The organism is Kerstersia similis, assembly GCF_965139615.1.
Classification (GTDB): domain Bacteria; phylum Pseudomonadota; class Gammaproteobacteria; order Burkholderiales; family Burkholderiaceae_B; genus Kerstersia; species Kerstersia similis.
Genome location: NZ_CBCSIQ010000001.1, coordinates 111,245 through 127,056, shown reverse-complemented (window position 1 = coordinate 127,056; position 15,812 = coordinate 111,245). Strand labels below are relative to the sequence as shown.

The window sequence follows — 15,812 nt, the reverse complement described above, 5'->3', positions numbered from 1 at the left end:
ACTGCCTGCGCCAGGCTAGACACTACCGTGTTCCTTAGAACGTTTCCCAGCGCGCCTTTTCCGGAGCCAACTGTTCATGCCTCTTCCCAAGCTGCCAGTCCGTCCCGCCACGATTCTTGACGCCCCTGCCAAGGCACCGGCCTATCGGCCAGCCCCTCGCAAGGCGGAGCCCGTCGCCGCGCTCGCTCCTCTCGCTGCAGTCGCCACGGAGGCCCAGGAAGCCAGTGCCACCGCACCGGTTTCCCAGACGGCTACCGCAGTGCGGGCGACGCCGCCCGCCGTCCCGACGCCCTCTGCTGCCCCCCCTGCGGTCTCCGCCCGACAGACCGCAGACAGCGTACCGGCAAGCCAGCCGGCGCAGGCTGCGTCAGCAGCGCCCGAGGCGCCCAAGGCACCCGCCAGGCCCGGCCGCAAGCAGGCGGCACGCCAGGTTGCGCCCCCCGCCGCCGCAGCCGTGGAATCCGATGTGCCGCAGGCGCCGGTCGCGCCGCTGGTTCCTGTGCCTGCCAGCAGCGCGCCTGCAGTGCCTGTGGCGGCCGCACCCACCCGTTCGCGCCGCCGCGGCCGCCATGTTGCCAACGACCCGCGCAAACTGTTCGTTCTGGATACCAACGTCCTGCTGCACGACCCCAGCAGCCTGTTCCGCTTCCAGGAGCACGACGTCTATCTGCCGATGATGACGCTGGAGGAACTGGACCATCACAAGAAGGGCATGTCGGAAGTCGCCCGCAACGCCCGGCAGGTCAGCCGCTCGCTGGATGCGCTGATGGATGTCACCCCCGACATCACGCAGGGCATGGCGCTCAGCGCCCTGGGCAACAAGGATGCCAGCGGCAAGCTGTTGATCCAGACCACCGCCATGGAAGGCGCCTTGCCGCCCTCCTTGCCGGTCGCCAAGGCAGACAACCAGATCCTGGGCGTGCTCAAAGCCTTGCAGGACAGCCGTCCGGAACAGCCCGTCGTCCTCGTCTCCAAGGACGTCAACATGCGCCTGAAGGCGCGTGCGCTGGGCATGTATGCGGAAGACTACTTCAATGACCAGGTGCTGGAAGACTCCGACCTGCTCTATACCGGCCTGCTGCAGTTACCGGAAAACTTCTGGAACAAGCACGGCAAGGACATCGAATCCTGGCAACAGGGCGGCACGACGTATTACCGCATCCATGGCCCGCTGTGCAGCCAGTTCACGGTGAATCAGTTCGTGTTCCTGGATGGCGCCCTGCCGCTGCATGCCCGCGTCAAAGAAGTCAGCGGCAAGACTGCCGTCCTCGCAACGCTGCGCGACCACTCCCACGGCAAGAACAACGTCTGGGGCATTACGGCCCGCAACCGTGAACAGAATTTCGCCCTGAACCTGCTGATGGACCCCGATTGCGACTTTGTGTCGCTGCTGGGCCAGGCAGGCACCGGCAAGACCCTGCTGGCGCTGGCCGCCGGCCTGGCCCAGGTGCTGGAAACCAAGCGCTATACCGAGATCATCATGACGCGCATCACCGTGCCCGTGGGCGATGACATCGGTTTCCTGCCCGGCACGGAAGAAGAAAAGATGCAGCCCTGGATGGGCGCGCTGGACGACAACCTGGAAGTCCTGCACTCGACCAGCGGCACCAACGGCGGCGACTGGAACCAGAATGCCACGCTGGACCTGATCCGTTCGCACATCAAGGTCAAGTCGCTCAACTTCATGCGCGGCCGCACTTTCCTCAATAAGTACCTGATCATCGACGAAGCGCAAAACCTGACGCCCAAGCAGATGAAAACCCTGGTCACCCGCGCCGGACCGGGAACCAAGGTCGTCTGCCTGGGCAATATCGCCCAGATCGACACCCCGTACCTGACCGAAGGCAGCTCCGGCCTGACCTACGTGGTGGATCGCTTCAAAGGCTGGCCGCACGCCGGCCATATCACCCTGCAACGCGGCGAACGCTCGCGCCTGGCGGACTACGCCGGCGACGTCCTCTAAGCCTGGCAACACCATGGCCGGCTAGCCCTGAAACCAGGGGTAGCCGGCCATTTTGCGTCTTATTGAGCAAAGTCAATTACAATCCTTTGAAATCATCGGACAGATTCCGGGCAAATTTCAAACGTTTGTTCGATGCTCTGCCCGGGTCTTACGGTATGCCTGCTGCCGCCTCTCTCACGGAATTCACACCCATCCATGGCCAAACGAGTCCTCCTGCCCTCTGAAGCCGTGCACTGTTCCAGTTGCATGCTGGGGCATGTCTGCCTGCCGATTGGCATGAATACCCACGACGTCGCCAAACTCGATGGCCTGATCAAGGAGCGCCTGCGCATCGAAAAAGGCCAGCCGCTCTACACGCTGCACGAACCCTTGACGGCGATCTACAGCGTCCGCATCGGTACCCTCAAGACCCAGATCGAAAATGCCCAGGGGCAATTCCAGATCACCGGCTTTCACCTTCCCGGTGAAATTGTCGGCCTCGATGGCATGGTAGAAGGCCACCATGTCTCCAATGCCGTCGCCCTGGAAGATGCCGAAGTCTGCGTCATCCACCTGGAAGACCTGGACAATCTTGCACGCCACCTGCCCAGCCTGCAGCAACAGATCCTGCGCCTGATGAGCCGCGAAATTTCGCGGTCGCACCAGATGCTGATGGCCTTGGGATCCATGCGTGCCGAACAGCGTCTGGCGGCATTCCTGCTGAATCTTTCCACCCGTCTCTCGGCGCTGGGCTACTCCTCCACCGAGTTCGTCATGCGCATGAGCCGTGAGGAAATCGGCAATTACCTGGGGCTCACCCTGGAAACCGTCAGCCGGCTGTTTTCACGTTTTGCCCGCGAAGAGCTGATCCGCGTCAATCAGCGCCAGGTGCAACTGCTCGACAAAGAGAAGCTGCACAAGCTGATCGAAAAAGAAAAAGACGCCGCCTGAACGCGGCAGCCCCGGCTCGCCGGCCAGGGTTCTGCCCTCTTGCCCGACATAGCCGGCCCTATATGGCGCTATGGCGCTTCATATATCTTTCGGCCGGCAAAATAAGTGGCCAGCACCTGGGTCTCTTTCAAGGCTGCGGCATCGACCGCCAGCACATCCCTGTCCAGGACAATAAAGTCTGCCTGTTTGCCCGCGGCCAATGATCCGATCTGCTCAGCCTGGCCGATGGCCTGCGCGGCATGCCGGGTATAGGCCAGCAGCATGCTGCTGGCATCCATGCGCTCGGCCGGGTTCAAGCCCCCCTCGGGCCCCAGGCGCGTCATTGCATGGTGCATGGCTTCCCAGGGGTTGGCCGTTGAAATCGGCCAATCGCTGGCACCCGCAATGACGGCCCCCTGCGTTTGCAGAGAGCGGGCCGGATACTGCCCCATGAACGCCTGCTCGCTCAGATAGGGCTTGACCAGATCCAGCAGGTAATTGTCCATCTCGGCCCAATGCAGCTGCATCACAGCGATCACGCCCAGGCGCGCAAAACGGGGATAATCCGTCGGATCCACCAATTGCAGATGCGTGATGGAGTGCGATATGCCGCTCTCCCGCCGCTGGCGGGCGCACTCGAAGGCATCCAACGATTCACGCACGGCTCGGTCGCCCAGCGCGTGGATATGCACCAGCCAACCGCGCGCATCCGCCGCATCCACCAGTGCCTGCAAGCCATCACGGCTCAGCAACATCTCGCCGCGCATGCCTGAATTGCCATACTGGCCTAGCAGGGCGGCGCTTTGCGCCGGATACTCCAGCACGCCATCGGCAAATATCTTGATTCCTGGCAGGCTCAGGTTAGGGATCCCCAGGAACTGCTGCCGCACCTCTGCCAGCCGATCCAGATCTTCCGCATCGCTGAACGGGCTGACAACCAGCAGGGCTGCCACATGGGCGGTCAGCTCCCCCGCTTCGGCCAGGGCGCGATATGCAGGCAGAATACCCGTGCCCGTACTGCCTGGCGCACGCGAAAACAAGGCCTCGCCCGGGCCGGCATTGGCAGCCGGGTCCATCCAGGCCGTAATGCCATAGCGATTGTTGGCCTGCACGGCAAACCTTGCTGCCGCCAGCAACTGCGCGGCGTCCGGCCGCGGCAACTGCAGCGTTGCCAAATCCACGCCGGCATCCACCAGGATGCCGTCAGGCTCACCCTCCGGCCCCAGCCCCACGGTATGCCGTTGCGCCGCCGTCAGGCGCTGCGCATAGTCCCGATTGATGCCTGCCTGGGCCCGCATGGCGCGATTGGCCCAGGCTGTATGCAGATCAGACCCCATCAGCAACAGGGCTTGCCCCTCCCAGCCAGGGCCGTCGAACGCGGCAGACAGACGCTGAGGGTCAGCCCAGGCATCGGGATTCACGCCAAACACCACCAGCGGTTCGCCCGCTTTGCCGCCTGCGGCGGCGCGCCACGCCTGCACCCGCCGGACAAGCTCGGGCAACGCCAACGCCTCGTCCTCCAGGTTCGGCGACAACGCGGCCAGACCTCCGATCACCGCATGGGTATGCGCATCTATGAGCCCTGGCAAAACCCGCTTGCCCTCCAGGTCTATCACCTGAGTCTGCGGCCCCCGATAGGCCAGCACCGCATCCTGCCCGCCAATGGCCAGGATGCGCCCATCCTCGACCGCAAATGCCTGCGCTGCAGGCTGCGCCTCGTCCGCGGTAAACACCTGGGCATTGATGAAAATGGCGTCGGGTGCGGCCTGAACCGTCATCGACAAGCCGGCCAATGCCCCTGCCAGAACCCCCGCCCAGACTGACAGGCACGACGTTTTCACAATAGCCATGGATGACTCCTGTTGCGAACGGCTTACTGCCAGGATGATGCCCAGGCCGGCCACCGGCTCGGGCTTGGCCCGCCCTGACCGACCGGAAGCATGGCGCAATGGGACAATGGAAAAAGGCGGCGTCCATGCGCTGCCTTTTTCCATCCTTGCCCGTTTTCTCTGTGCTCGCGCTCCAGGCTAGCGCTGCTCGTCCTTGCCGCCCGGCGGAAACGGAAAAGTGGAAAACAGGTTGCGTGCCTGATCCTGCATCTGGCCCTGCATCTGCACGAACAGATTCTTGCTCTGTTCTATGTAGTTGTTCATCATGCTCTGCACCATGGGCGCCTGCACGTTCATGAACTGCGCCCAGACTTCGGGGCCGAACTGCTTGCCGTACAAGCCTTGCGACTGTTCGGCCATCCGTTCCTGGATTTCCATGAATGCCTGCAGGTTCTTTTCCAGGTACGAACCCATGATGCCCTGCATCGCGTGACCATAGAAACGGATGATCTGCGCCAGCACCGGCGCCGAGAACATCGGCATGCCGCCGCTCTCTTCTTCCAGGATGATCTGCAGCAGGATGCTGCGCGTCAGGTCTTCGCCGGTCTTGGCATCGACGACCAGGAACGGCTCGCTGGCAATGACCAATTGCTTGACGTCAGCCAGGGTGATGTAGGTACTGGTTCGCGTGTCGTACAGACGGCGATTGGGGTATTTCTTGATGAGGCGTTGCGCCGCCTCGGCTGGCTTGGCTTGAGTCATGGCAATCCTGATAAAACTTCATTTGCAGCGGCGCCCCGAATGGCGGGCGCCGGACGGCGGTTTCCTCACCCCATGTGCAGGCCACCATTGACGGAGAAATCCGCCCCGGTGGCAAAACCTGCATCAGGCGAGGCAATCCAGGAAACAATGGAAGCAATCTCTTCCGGTGTTCCCAGGCGGCGCACAGGAATGGTTCCAACGATCTTTTCCAGCACGTCGGAACGTATGGCGCGCACCATTTCGGTACCGATATAGCCGGGGGAAACCGTATTCACCGTTACCCCCTTGTTGGCCACTTCCTGGGCCAGCGCCATGGTGAACCCATGGAGACCGGCTTTGGCCGTGGAATAGTTGGTCTGGCCGAACTGGCCCTTCTGGCCATTGACCGAGCTGATATTGATGATACGACCCCAGCCGCTGCCCACCATGTCCTCAATCACCTGCTTGGTCACGTTAAACAGGCTGTTCAGATTGGTGTTGATGACTGCCATCCAATCCTCGCGGCTGAGCTTGCGAAAGACGCCATCGCGCGTGATCCCGGCATTGTTCACCAGCACATTGACCGGCCCCAGTTCAGCACGAATTTTCTCAAACGCCGCGACAGTCGAATCCCAGTCGGCCACATTACCCACTGACGCGTGGAACTGGAAGCCATCGGCCTCCTGCTCGTCCAGCCACTGGCGCCAATCCCGGCTGGGGCCGCAACCGGCCACCACGATATAGCCGTCACGTGCGAGGCGACGGCAGATTGCCGTTCCAATTCCACCCATTCCACCCGTGACATAAGCAATTTTCTGACTCATTTTGTGTCTCCTCTTATTCCCATCTTTATCGCAACACGCGCCCCATGCGGGCCATCTTGCCGGAAAACCGGCCCTGGCGGTATCGGTATTTGCATTGCCCCGCCCTCAGACGGCGCCGGCAGACGCCGCCCCGGCCGACACCCATGGCGGTCGTGCCGCACGACGGCCATGGCCGGTTCCAGGGCGGTGCTGCGTATTCAGCGCTGCTTATTATTCAGCCTTGACGCCTACATAGCGGCCGGGCGCCGGCTCCAGGGGCTGATAACGGGCGTTACCGGGCTTCTGCGGCGCCCGACGCTCGCGTCCTCCGTGCGGCGCCAGCCAAGCCAGCCAATCGGGCCACCAGCTGCCCACATGCTGCTGGGCGGCTTGCAGCCAGGCGTCCGGATCGTCATGCTGGCCGTCTTCAAGGATCCAGTGCTGCCGGCGGCTGCCGGCTGGCGGGTTGACGACACCGGCAATATGGCCCGACGAGCCCAAAACAAAACGGGTAGGCCCGCGCAGCAGCTCAAGACTGGCGTAGGCGGTTTTCCAGGGCACGATGTGATCATCGCGCGAGGCATACACATAGGTCGGCACATCGACCAGCCCCAGATCCAGCGACTCGCCGCAAACCTCCAGCGCCCCCGGAATGCACAAACGGTTTTCCAGGTAAGCCTGGCGGAAATACCAGGTGAAGAATGGGCCGGGCAGATTGGTGCCGTCCGCATTCCAGTACAGCAGGTCGAACGGCGGCGGTGTATCGCCTTTCAGGTAGTTCGACACGAAGTACGACCAGACCAGTTCACGCGGCCGCAAGAAGGCGAAAGTCGTGGACAGTTCGGTCGCCCGCAGCAAACCGCCTTGCCCCAGCGAGGCATCGCGCAACGCTGCATGGGCCTCATCGACAAAGACCTTCAATACCCCGACGTCGCGGAAATCCAGCATGGTCGTCAGCAAGGTGAGCGCCGCCACCGGTTGCTCGCCGCGTGCCGCAGCCACGGCCAGCGCCGCGCCCAGCAGGGTGCCGCCGATACAAAAGCCCAGCGCATTGACCTGGGGCTGGCGGGTGATATCCGCCGCCACCGCCAGCGCACGCAAGACGCCGTCCTCGACATAGTCATCCCAGCTGGCCTGCGCCATGGTATCGGCATCAGCATCGTCCGGCTGCGGGTTGCGCCAGGACACCATGAATACGGTATGCCCGGCTTCAACTGCATGCCGCACCAGGGAATTCTCCGGACGCAAATCCAGGATGTAAAACTTATTGATGCAAGGCGGCACGATGACCAGCGGCCGCGAAAACACCTTGGGGGTGAGCGGATCGTACTGGATCAACTGGAACAAGGCATTTTCATAAACCACGGACCCCGGGCTGACACCCAGATTGCGCCCCAGTTCGAATACGCTCTCATCGCTTTGCAACATGCGGCCACGCCGCACATCCGCGAGCAGGTTCTCCATGCCTCGGGTCAGGCTGGCGCCCGCGCTTTCACTGGCACGACGGATCACATCCGGATTGAGCGCCAGGAAATTCGACGGCGCACTGGCTTCCAGCCACTGCATCAGGCTGAATTCCAGGCGTTCGCGCGCCTCGTCGGACAGATCGACCGTACGCGCCATGCGGGTCAGGGTCTGCTCTGCCAGGACATGCAAATGCGCCAGCAACAGGTGTTGCTGGCTTTCGGCCCAGGCCGGCGCGCTGAAACGCCTGTCCCGCAGGGACGGCAATGCCCCCGTCTGCCAGGCTTGCAGCAATTGCTGGTAGGCAGCTGTAAATTCCTGCTGCATAAGCTGCCACGCCTCGGGCGGACAGAAAACCGGTACTGAATCTGACGCTGCTGCCTTTGGTCCGCCCACATCCTCTCCCTATCTTCTTGCTGCTTTTCTGATGTTGCCTGCGCCCGCCTGGGCTGTCAATGCGGCAGCGCAACATAGCGCTGCCGCCCGACTCAGGGCAACCAGGCCAAGGTCGCCAAACGGCCGGTCATGCCGTCGCGCCGATAAGAAAAAAATGCCTGCGCGTCACTGAAGGTGCATTCACCGCTTTGCGCAACGACTTCGACGCCAGCCAGGCGCAGGCGGCGTTCGGCCAGCGCGGGAAGATTCGCCAGCCATTTCCCCGGCACCCCGGGACGCGGCTGAAAGGCTTCGGCCGCAACCGCATCGACACTGACAAACGCCTGCCTGACTTCTTCGCCGACCTCGAAAACAGACGGGCCGATGGCGGGACCGATCCAGGCGCGCCACCCGACCGGATCGGGACATTTCTGCCGCAGGGCGTCCAGCGTGGCCTCCAGTACGCCTGCTGCCAGACCGCGCCAACCGGCATGGGCCGCGCCCAGTGCCTTGCCATGCGCCTCGGCAATGACCACCGGCAGACAATCCGCCGTCAGAATCGCCAGCACACGACGCGCCTGGGCCGTCACAACGGCGTCGGCCTCGGGCTCCTCTCCGTCGCCCAGCGGCGGGCCGTCGGCATCATAGACACGAATACCGTGTACCTGCCGCAACCACACCGGTGCGCCCGGCAGCGCCGCCGCCAGGCGATTGCGGTTGCGCACCACGGCCTCGGCATCATCGCCTGCCAATGCACCCAGATTCAGGCTCTCGAAGGGCGCCAGGCTGCTGCCTCCCTGCCGCGTCGTCGTAAATGCCGCCGCGCCCAGCCAATCCGGCGCCGCCACTACCGGCAGGCCCGCCCGATCTACTCGTCCCATGCGATTGTCTCCCTGACTTGCTGCATATCGGCAGGCACAGGCGCCTGCCACTGGCGCAGCCCGTGGCCTGCCGGATCGTCGAAACGCAGGGCACGCGCATGCAGCATTTGCCGCTGCGCACTGCCCACCCGGCGGCCACCGTAGATTTCATCCGCCAGCAAGGGATGTCCCAAGCTGGCGAGATGTACGCGTATCTGGTGCGTGCGGCCCGTTTCCAGCCGGCACACCACTGCCGTCACAGGCAGCCCATCGACTTTTCCGCGCGCCGCTACCGCATAGTGCGTCACCGCTGGCTTCGGCGCCACCGGGCTCTCCACCGCCATGCGGACCGGCACACGCCGGTCACGGCCGATGGCGCGGTCCACGATACCATCCCGCGCCACCCAGCCATGCACCAGGGCCAGATACTCCCGCCCCATGGTACGCGCCTGCAGCTGCCGCACCAGATGCGTCTGGGCCAATTCATTGCGCGCCACGACCAGCAGCCCGGAAGTATCTTTATCAAGCCGATGCACAATGCCTGCACGCGCGACGGCGGCCAGCTCCGGATAGCGGAACAGCAGGCCATTGAGCAAGGTGCCATGCCAATTGCCCGCGCCGGGATGCGTGACCAGCCCGGCGGGCTTGTTGACGACAATCCAGTCCGGGCTGTCGGCCATTACCTCGAAGGCGACATCCTCCGGCTCGAAGGCCTTATCTTCGGGCGCCGGCTGCGGCACGACCGTCAGCACATCGCCCGGATAGACCGTACTGCGGACCTTGGCCGGCGCCGGATTCTCATTGATACGCACCGCACCCGCTTCGATCCAGCCCTGCAGACGGGCCCGCGAGTGCCCTTCAAGCAGCGCGGCCAAGACCTTGTCGAGCCGGTCGGCGCGGAACGATTCCGGCACAACCAACTCCAAAGCGTCATCATCTGACAAAGAAACCGGGCTATCAGTACGTTCAGGCATGGTGTCGATCTTATAATCAGCCCGGAATGCTAACACCAAGGATATATTCCGTGATCAGCCAGATTGCCATTTCCTTCCGCCGTCGCGGCTCATTCAGCCGCTCCGTGCTGCTGCCCATCGTCCTGGGCTCGGCCGTGCTGCTGTCTGCATGCGGCACTGCCGGCCGCGAACGCGACATCACTGCCACCTGGACGGCGGAACAGCTTTATCAGGACGCCAAGGCGGAAATCGACTCGGGTAACTGGACTGCTGCCCGCAACCGTCTCGTCAGCCTGGAAAGCCGCTACCCCTTCGGCGTCTATGCCCAACAGGCAATGATCGACCTTGCCTATGTCAACTGGCGCGATAGCGAGCCGGACCAGGCACTCGCCACGATCGACCGCTTCCAGCAACAGTATCCCAACCATCCCGGCACGGATTACATGCTGTACCTGAAGGGCCTGATCAGCTTCACGCCGCCCAGCGCTTTCATGGCCAACCTGACGGGCCAGGATCCCTCGGAACGCGACCCCAAGGGGCTGCGCCAGTCGTACGACGCCTTCAACGAGCTGATCACGCGCTACCCGGACAGCAAGTATGCCCAGGAAGCCCGTGACCGCATGGCATGGCTGGTCAATACCATCGCCATGAACGAAGTACACGTCGCACGCTATTACTTCGAACGCGCCGCCTATCTGGCCGCCATCAATCGCGCGCAGGCCGTCATCACCGATTTTGAAGGGGCGCCCGCCACCGAAGAAGCCCTCAAGCTCATGGTGCTGGCCTACGACAAGCTGGGCCAGAACGACCTGCGCGACGATACCCAGCGCGTGCTGCTGGCCAACTTCCCCAATGCCACGCTGGTCATGAACAGCGACTATGACGACAAGCCGTCGTGGTGGAACCCGATCGGCTGGTTCTGATCACCGGTATCCGGGCGACCATTCCAGAGGATGCGCTGACGGGCACAGGCGGCCCGGCAGCGACATTGCGGCGTCGCCCCTGCCTGCCCATCGGGCCGGGGCGGCTGTCGCCTACTCCTGGGGGCTGGTTCCCACCGGCGCAGCACCGGCGCCTGCCGCCGCCCTGGCTGCACGGCGTTCATGGAAGAACGCTTTCACATCCTCGACGCTGCGGGTGCGTTTGAAGGGCGGCAATCCGCGCCACAGACGCTTGCCATAAGGTTTGTCCACCAGCCGGCTATCGGCCACCATCAAGACTCCCCAGTCCGACTCGGTACGGATCAGCCGGCCCGCGCCCTGCTTGAGCGCAATCGCGGCTTCCGGCAATTGATATTCCCCGAAAGGATTGCCGCCACGTTCGCGGCAGGCCCGCACCCTGGCCTCGACCACCGGGTCGTCCGGCGGCGCGAACGGGAGTTTGTCGATCGCGACCAGGCGCAGGGCGTCACCCGGCACATCCACGCCTTCCCAGAAGGTGGCGCTGCCCACCAGCACGGCACGCGGCTCCTTGCGAAACCGCTCCAGCAGCTCGCCGCGCGCGCCCTGCCCCTGCCGCATCAGCGGCCAATCCCAGCCGCGTTCGTCATAGATGACCTCAAGCGCCTGGGCAATCCGTTCCACGGCCCGCAAAGTAGTGCACAACACCAGCGCGCCGCCTTCGCTGGCCGCCAGCACATCGGCCAGCATGGCAACAAAGTCTTCGGTAAACCGGGGCGACTGCGGTTCGGGCAGCGAACGCGGCACGAATAGCAGGCCCTGCGACGCATAATCAAAAGGCGACTCCCAATAGCCGATATCCGCCCCCGACAAGCCCAGCTGGTCGATGAAGTGCGCAAAATCTCCCCAGACCGATAACGTGGCCGAGGTCATGACCCAGGCCTGCCCAGGCACCCGGCAGCGCGAAAAAGTGTCACTGACCGATAGCGGTGCGCGCTGGATGCGCAAGTGATGCGCCCCCAGTTCCACCCAGCGCACGGCAGCGCCGGACGCCGTCCCGGCAGCGGCATCCGGGGCGCTGCCAGCGGCAGGTGCTGCCGCCGCGGGCGCTGTCTTGCCTTGCCAGCGCGCCAGCCGCGCAGCCATGCCCTGCACTGTCCGTTGCGCCGCCGCCAGATCAGGGTGGCGCTCGGCACAAGCCTTGAGCACGGCTTCCATTTGCGCCAAGGCATCGCCAACCGCCTCCAGCCTGCTGCTGAAATCATCTATGCCGAAACGCAGCAGGTTTTCAAGCGTGGCCTTGCGGCCCGGTACCTGCTCCAGCGGTGCACAGCTCAACCGCCATTCACGCACCGCCGTTTCCAGCGCGCCGCACAGCTCGGCCCAATGACAGGATTCGCGCGCCTGGGCCAGCCCCACTGCCTGCACCTGGCGCGCCAGATCCAGCAACTGGTGCGTGGACAGGCTATCGCCCAGGAAACGCGTGGCGGTATCCGGCAACTGGTGGGCTTCATCAAAAATCACTGCCGAGGCTTCCGGCAGCAGATCGGTCACGCCTTCTTCCCGCAAGGCCAGATCCGCCATGAACAAAGCGTGATTGACCACGACGATATCGGCTTCCTGCGCCTGGCGACGCGCCTTGATCACAAAGCAATCGCGCACGTTCGGGCATTCCTGCCCCAGGCAGTTGTCATGCGTCGAAGTGACGCGCTGCCAGATTTCGGCGGTTTCCGGCACCGTTGCCAAGTCGGCCCGGTCGCCGGTCTGGCTTTCGTTGGCAAACAGACGGATGCGCCGCAGCTGGCTGATTTCTGCGCGCGAGCGCAGGCCCCTGTCGTCCTGCTCAAGATTGGCCAGGTGATAGTGGCAGACATAATTGCCGCGCCCCTTCAGGAGGGCCACGGTAGCGGGTACCGCAAGCGCCGCCCGTACCCGAGGAAGGTCGCGCTTGAATAATTGATCCTGCAGTGTCCGGGTACCGGTGGAAATCAGCACTTTGCCGCCCGCCAGCAGGGCAGGCACCAGATAGGCCCAGGTCTTGCCCGTTCCCGTACCGGCTTCGGCCACCAGCGTGGAACCGTTGCTCAATGTTCTGGCAATGGCGCGCGCCAGCTCCACTTGCGCCGCGCGCGGGCGGAACCCCGGCACCCGGGCCAGCGCCCCATCCTCGGCAAACTGCGCCGCCACCTGTGTTTCCAGCATGAACCTTCCGTATGAATTGCGGCCATGATCGGCCGCCGCGCGGCATCTGCTGCCTATATCACGCAGCGCAATGCTGCGTGATGCTGCAGCCCATCGGCGCTGCCTGGCCATGATTTCCAGGGCCGCAGCGCAAACCAATGCAAGATCATAGCGCCTGCCGCACGGCCGACCCAGGCACTTATGGCAAAATCGGCCACTTGTCCTGTTGATTCATCCTGTAGATTACCTGGTACTCCATGTCTGACACGACCGCCATTTACGTTGCCGAATCGCCCGAACTGGCCCAGCAGCGCATCATTGCCCAGCTTGCCACGGAACTGTCCGTCCGCGCCGCCCAGGTGGCCGCCACGATCGGCCTGCTCGACGATGGCGCCACGGTTCCTTTCATCGCCCGCTACCGCAAGGAAGTGACCGGCGGCCTGGATGACACGGTGCTGCGCAACCTCGAAGTGCGCTTGTCCTACCTGCGCGAACTCGAAGAACGCCGCAGCGCCATCCTCGCTTCCATCCACGAACAAGGCAAGCTGACCCCGGCCCTGCACCAGGAAATTTCGCAGGCTGATACCAAGCAACGGCTGGAAGACCTGTACGCGCCCTACAAGCCCAAGCGCCGCACCCGTGCGCAGATCGCCCGCGAAGCCGGGCTGGATGCCCTGGTCGATGCCATTCTTGCCGATGCCACGGCCGACCCTGCCACGCTGGCCGCCAGCTACCTGAACGCCGAGGCAGGTTTTGCCGACGCCAAGGCCGCGCTGGACGGTGCGCGCGACATTCTGGCCGAGCGCTATGCCGAAGACGCCGACCTGCTGGCCAGCCTGCGTGATTTTGTCTGGCGCACCGGCCTGCTTTATGCCAAGGTCGTGGAAGGCAAGGAAAGCGAAGGCGCCAACTTCCGCGACTGGTTCGATTTCAACGAAACGCTGCGCAGCCTGCCGTCGCACCGCATTCTCGCCTTGCTGCGTGGCCGCCAGCAAGGTGTGCTGGACCTGCGCGTAGGCCTGGAAGCCGAACAGGAAGCCCTGCTGCCTCACCCCTGCGTGTCGCGCATCGCCCATCATTGCGGCTGGAACGACTCGCTTTACGCTGCTGATGCCACGGCACGCGAACGCTGGATCGGTGATGTTTGCCGCTGGACCTGGCGCGTCAAGTTGCTGACCGCCTTCGAAAGCGAAATGCTCGCCCGCCTGCGCGAAGATGCGGAAGCCGAGGCCATCCGCGTCTTTGCCGCCAACCTCAAGGATCTGCTGCTGGCCGCCCCAGCCGGCCCCAAAGCCGTGCTGGGCCTGGACCCTGGCATCCGCACCGGCGTCAAGGTAGCTGCCATCGACCGCACCGGCAAACTGCTGGAAACGGCCACGGTGTATCCCTTCGAGCCGCGCCGCGACCGGGAAGGCTCGCTGCGCACACTGGCGGCGCTGGCTGCACGCCATGGTATTGAACTCGTCGCCATCGGCAATGGCACTGCCTCGCGCGAAACGGAAAAGCTCGTGGCCGACCTGATGGCGCGCCACCCGGAGCTGAGCCTGACCCGCGTCGTGGTGTCTGAAGCCGGCGCCTCGGTCTATTCCGCCTCGGAACTGGCGGCACTGGAATTCCCCGACCTGGACGTCAGCCTGCGCGGCGCCGCCTCCATCGCGCGCCGCCTGCAGGATCCGCTGGCGGAACTGGTCAAGATCGACCCCAAAGCCATCGGCGTGGGGCAATACCAGCATGACGTCAATCAACGGGAACTGGCCCGCTCCCTGGACGCCGTCGTCGAAGACTGCGTGAACGCAGTGGGCGTGGATGTGAACACGGCATCCGCCGCGCTGCTGACCCGAGTATCGGGCCTGAGTGCGCTGGTGGCGCGCAATATCGTTGCCTATCGCGACCAGCACGGCCCCTTCCCCGAGCGCAGCAAGCTCAAGGATGTTCCCCGCTTCGGCGACAAGGCATTCGAGCAGGCGGCCGGTTTTCTGCGCATTCCCAATGGCGCCAATCCGCTGGATGCGTCTTCGGTGCACCCGGAAGCCTACCCCGTCGTGGCCCGTATCCTCGACAAAATCAAGGCAGACGTTCGCCAGGTGATCGGCCAGCGGGAAGCGCTCAAAGGCCTGTCGCCCAGCGAGTTCACCGATGAGCGCTTCGGCCTGCCCACGGTACGCGACATCTTTTCCGAACTGGAAAAACCGGGCCGCGACCCGCGCCCGGAGTTCAAGACCGCGCAATTCAAGGAAGGCGTGGAAACGCTCAATGACCTGTTGCCCGGCATGGTGCTGGAAGGCGTGATTACCAACGTGGCGAACTTCGGCGCATTTGTGGACATCGGCGTTCACCAGGACGGGCTGGTGCATATCTCGGCGCTATCGGAAAAATTCGTGAAGGATCCGCGCGATGTGGTTCGGGTCGGCCAGACGGTCACCGTCAAGGTGCTGGAAGTGGATGCGGCGCGCAAGCGCGTCGCCCTGACCATGCGCCTCAATGACGATGCACTGCCTGCCGCACGCCGCGGCAACGATGCGCCTGCCGGCCGGCGCAGCAATAGCCCGGCCGCAGGACAAGGCGGCAAAGGCCGTGGCGATGCCGCGCCCTTCAACAATGCCATGGCAGCAGCCCTGGCCAAGCTGAAGCGCTGAACGTCCCAAACCTAGGCCACACAGCCAAGGCCACAGCGAAGGCCACCAAGGTTCCGCCCCGCAACGTACAGAAACGGCGCAGGGCGGCCACGACCGCCACGGCTCTCGGCATGGCTTGCCACTGCCGGCTGTCATTCCACCTGACCCGACACTGTCCCCGGCCCTCTCATCATGCTGCCCCGGCGCACCTGCCGCGGCT

The 15,812-nt window shown here is 63.9% G+C and carries 11 protein-coding genes; 4 read left to right on the top strand and 7 right to left on the bottom strand.

All coding sequences use genetic code 11. From position 1 onward, the window contains the following. Positions 1 to 76 precede the first annotated feature (76 nt). The gene (locus ACNA1V_RS00475; RefSeq protein ID WP_415831602.1) at positions 77 to 1,963 is read left to right on the top strand and encodes a PhoH family protein; all 1,887 of its coding nucleotides are present in this window, start codon (positions 77 to 79) and stop codon (positions 1,961 to 1,963) included. A gap of 195 nt (positions 1,964 to 2,158) precedes the next feature. Then, positions 2,159 to 2,893 carry a fumarate/nitrate reduction transcriptional regulator Fnr gene (gene fnr / locus ACNA1V_RS00470; protein ID WP_415831601.1) on the top strand — a complete coding sequence of 245 codons (735 nt, stop codon included), beginning with the start codon at positions 2,159 to 2,161 and terminating at the stop codon, positions 2,891 to 2,893. Positions 2,894 to 2,961: 68 nt separating this feature from the next. Here fnr and ACNA1V_RS00465 read toward each other — a convergent pair whose 3' ends face one another. The 6 genes from ACNA1V_RS00465 to ACNA1V_RS00440 all read right to left on the bottom strand — a co-directional run bounded on the left by ACNA1V_RS00465 (position 2,962) and on the right by ACNA1V_RS00440 (position 9,918). Then, positions 2,962 to 4,722 carry an amidohydrolase gene (locus ACNA1V_RS00465; protein WP_415831600.1) on the bottom strand — a complete coding sequence of 587 codons (1,761 nt, stop codon included), beginning with the start codon at positions 4,720 to 4,722 and terminating at the stop codon, positions 2,962 to 2,964. Positions 4,723 to 4,899: 177 nt separating this feature from the next. Next, positions 4,900 to 5,463: a polyhydroxyalkanoate synthesis repressor PhaR gene (gene phaR / locus ACNA1V_RS00460; RefSeq protein WP_415831599.1), complete on the bottom strand. Its 564-nt coding sequence runs from the start codon at positions 5,461 to 5,463 to the stop codon at positions 4,900 to 4,902. A 65-nt stretch (positions 5,464 to 5,528) separates the two neighbouring features. Next, on the bottom strand, positions 5,529 to 6,266 hold the full coding sequence (gene phbB / locus ACNA1V_RS00455; RefSeq protein WP_415831598.1) for an acetoacetyl-CoA reductase: 738 nt from the start codon (positions 6,264 to 6,266) through the stop codon (positions 5,529 to 5,531). Positions 6,267 to 6,476: 210 nt separating this feature from the next. Then, positions 6,477 to 8,036, bottom strand: a complete 1,560-nt coding sequence (locus ACNA1V_RS00450) for a PHA/PHB synthase family protein (RefSeq protein WP_415831597.1) — start codon at positions 8,034 to 8,036, stop codon at positions 6,477 to 6,479. Between the two features lie 161 nt (positions 8,037 to 8,197). Continuing rightward, on the bottom strand, positions 8,198 to 8,965 hold the full coding sequence (gene pgeF / locus ACNA1V_RS00445) for a peptidoglycan editing factor PgeF (protein WP_415831596.1): 768 nt from the start codon (positions 8,963 to 8,965) through the stop codon (positions 8,198 to 8,200). Beyond that, on the bottom strand, positions 8,953 to 9,918 hold the full coding sequence (locus ACNA1V_RS00440) for an RluA family pseudouridine synthase (protein WP_415831595.1): 966 nt from the start codon (positions 9,916 to 9,918) through the stop codon (positions 8,953 to 8,955). The genes pgeF and ACNA1V_RS00440 overlap by 13 nt, the downstream gene beginning before the upstream one ends. A gap of 122 nt (positions 9,919 to 10,040) precedes the next feature. Here ACNA1V_RS00440 and ACNA1V_RS00435 point away from each other — a divergent pair, with 122 nt between their 5' ends. Beyond that, positions 10,041 to 10,820 (top strand): outer membrane protein assembly factor BamD, encoded by a 780-nt coding sequence (locus tag ACNA1V_RS00435; protein ID WP_415831762.1) that lies wholly within the window; start codon positions 10,041 to 10,043, stop codon positions 10,818 to 10,820. A gap of 111 nt (positions 10,821 to 10,931) precedes the next feature. Here ACNA1V_RS00435 and ACNA1V_RS00430 read toward each other — a convergent pair whose 3' ends face one another. Then, positions 10,932 to 12,998 carry an ATP-dependent DNA helicase gene (locus ACNA1V_RS00430; RefSeq protein ID WP_415831594.1) on the bottom strand — a complete coding sequence of 689 codons (2,067 nt, stop codon included), beginning with the start codon at positions 12,996 to 12,998 and terminating at the stop codon, positions 10,932 to 10,934. A 236-nt stretch (positions 12,999 to 13,234) separates the two neighbouring features. On the opposite strand from ACNA1V_RS00430, the gene ACNA1V_RS00425 reads away from it, so the two are divergent. After that, positions 13,235 to 15,613, top strand: coding sequence for a Tex family protein (locus ACNA1V_RS00425; protein WP_415831593.1), 2,379 nt, complete (start codon positions 13,235 to 13,237; stop codon positions 15,611 to 15,613). Positions 15,614 to 15,812: the final 199 nt, after the last annotated feature.

What these genes read in the sequence shown, in the direction of transcription:
- ACNA1V_RS00475 (WP_415831602.1), top strand. Translation starts at nt 77, where the DNA reads ATGCCTCTTCCCAAGCTGCCAGTCCGTCCCGCCACGATTCTTGACGCC.
- fnr (WP_415831601.1), top strand. Translation starts at nt 2,159, where the DNA reads ATGGCCAAACGAGTCCTCCTGCCCTCTGAAGCCGTGCACTGTTCCAGT.
- ACNA1V_RS00465 (WP_415831600.1), bottom strand. Translation starts at nt 4,722, where the DNA reads ATGGCTATTGTGAAAACGTCGTGCCTGTCAGTCTGGGCGGGGGTTCTG.
- phaR (WP_415831599.1), bottom strand. Translation starts at nt 5,463, where the DNA reads ATGACTCAAGCCAAGCCAGCCGAGGCGGCGCAACGCCTCATCAAGAAA.
- phbB (WP_415831598.1), bottom strand. Translation starts at nt 6,266, where the DNA reads ATGAGTCAGAAAATTGCTTATGTCACGGGTGGAATGGGTGGAATTGGA.
- ACNA1V_RS00450 (WP_415831597.1), bottom strand. Translation starts at nt 8,036, where the DNA reads ATGCAGCAGGAATTTACAGCTGCCTACCAGCAATTGCTGCAAGCCTGG.
- pgeF (WP_415831596.1), bottom strand. Translation starts at nt 8,965, where the DNA reads ATGGGACGAGTAGATCGGGCGGGCCTGCCGGTAGTGGCGGCGCCGGAT.
- ACNA1V_RS00440 (WP_415831595.1), bottom strand. Translation starts at nt 9,918, where the DNA reads ATGCCTGAACGTACTGATAGCCCGGTTTCTTTGTCAGATGATGACGCT.
- ACNA1V_RS00430 (WP_415831594.1), bottom strand. Translation starts at nt 12,998, where the DNA reads ATGCTGGAAACACAGGTGGCGGCGCAGTTTGCCGAGGATGGGGCGCTG.
- ACNA1V_RS00425 (WP_415831593.1), top strand. Translation starts at nt 13,235, where the DNA reads ATGTCTGACACGACCGCCATTTACGTTGCCGAATCGCCCGAACTGGCC.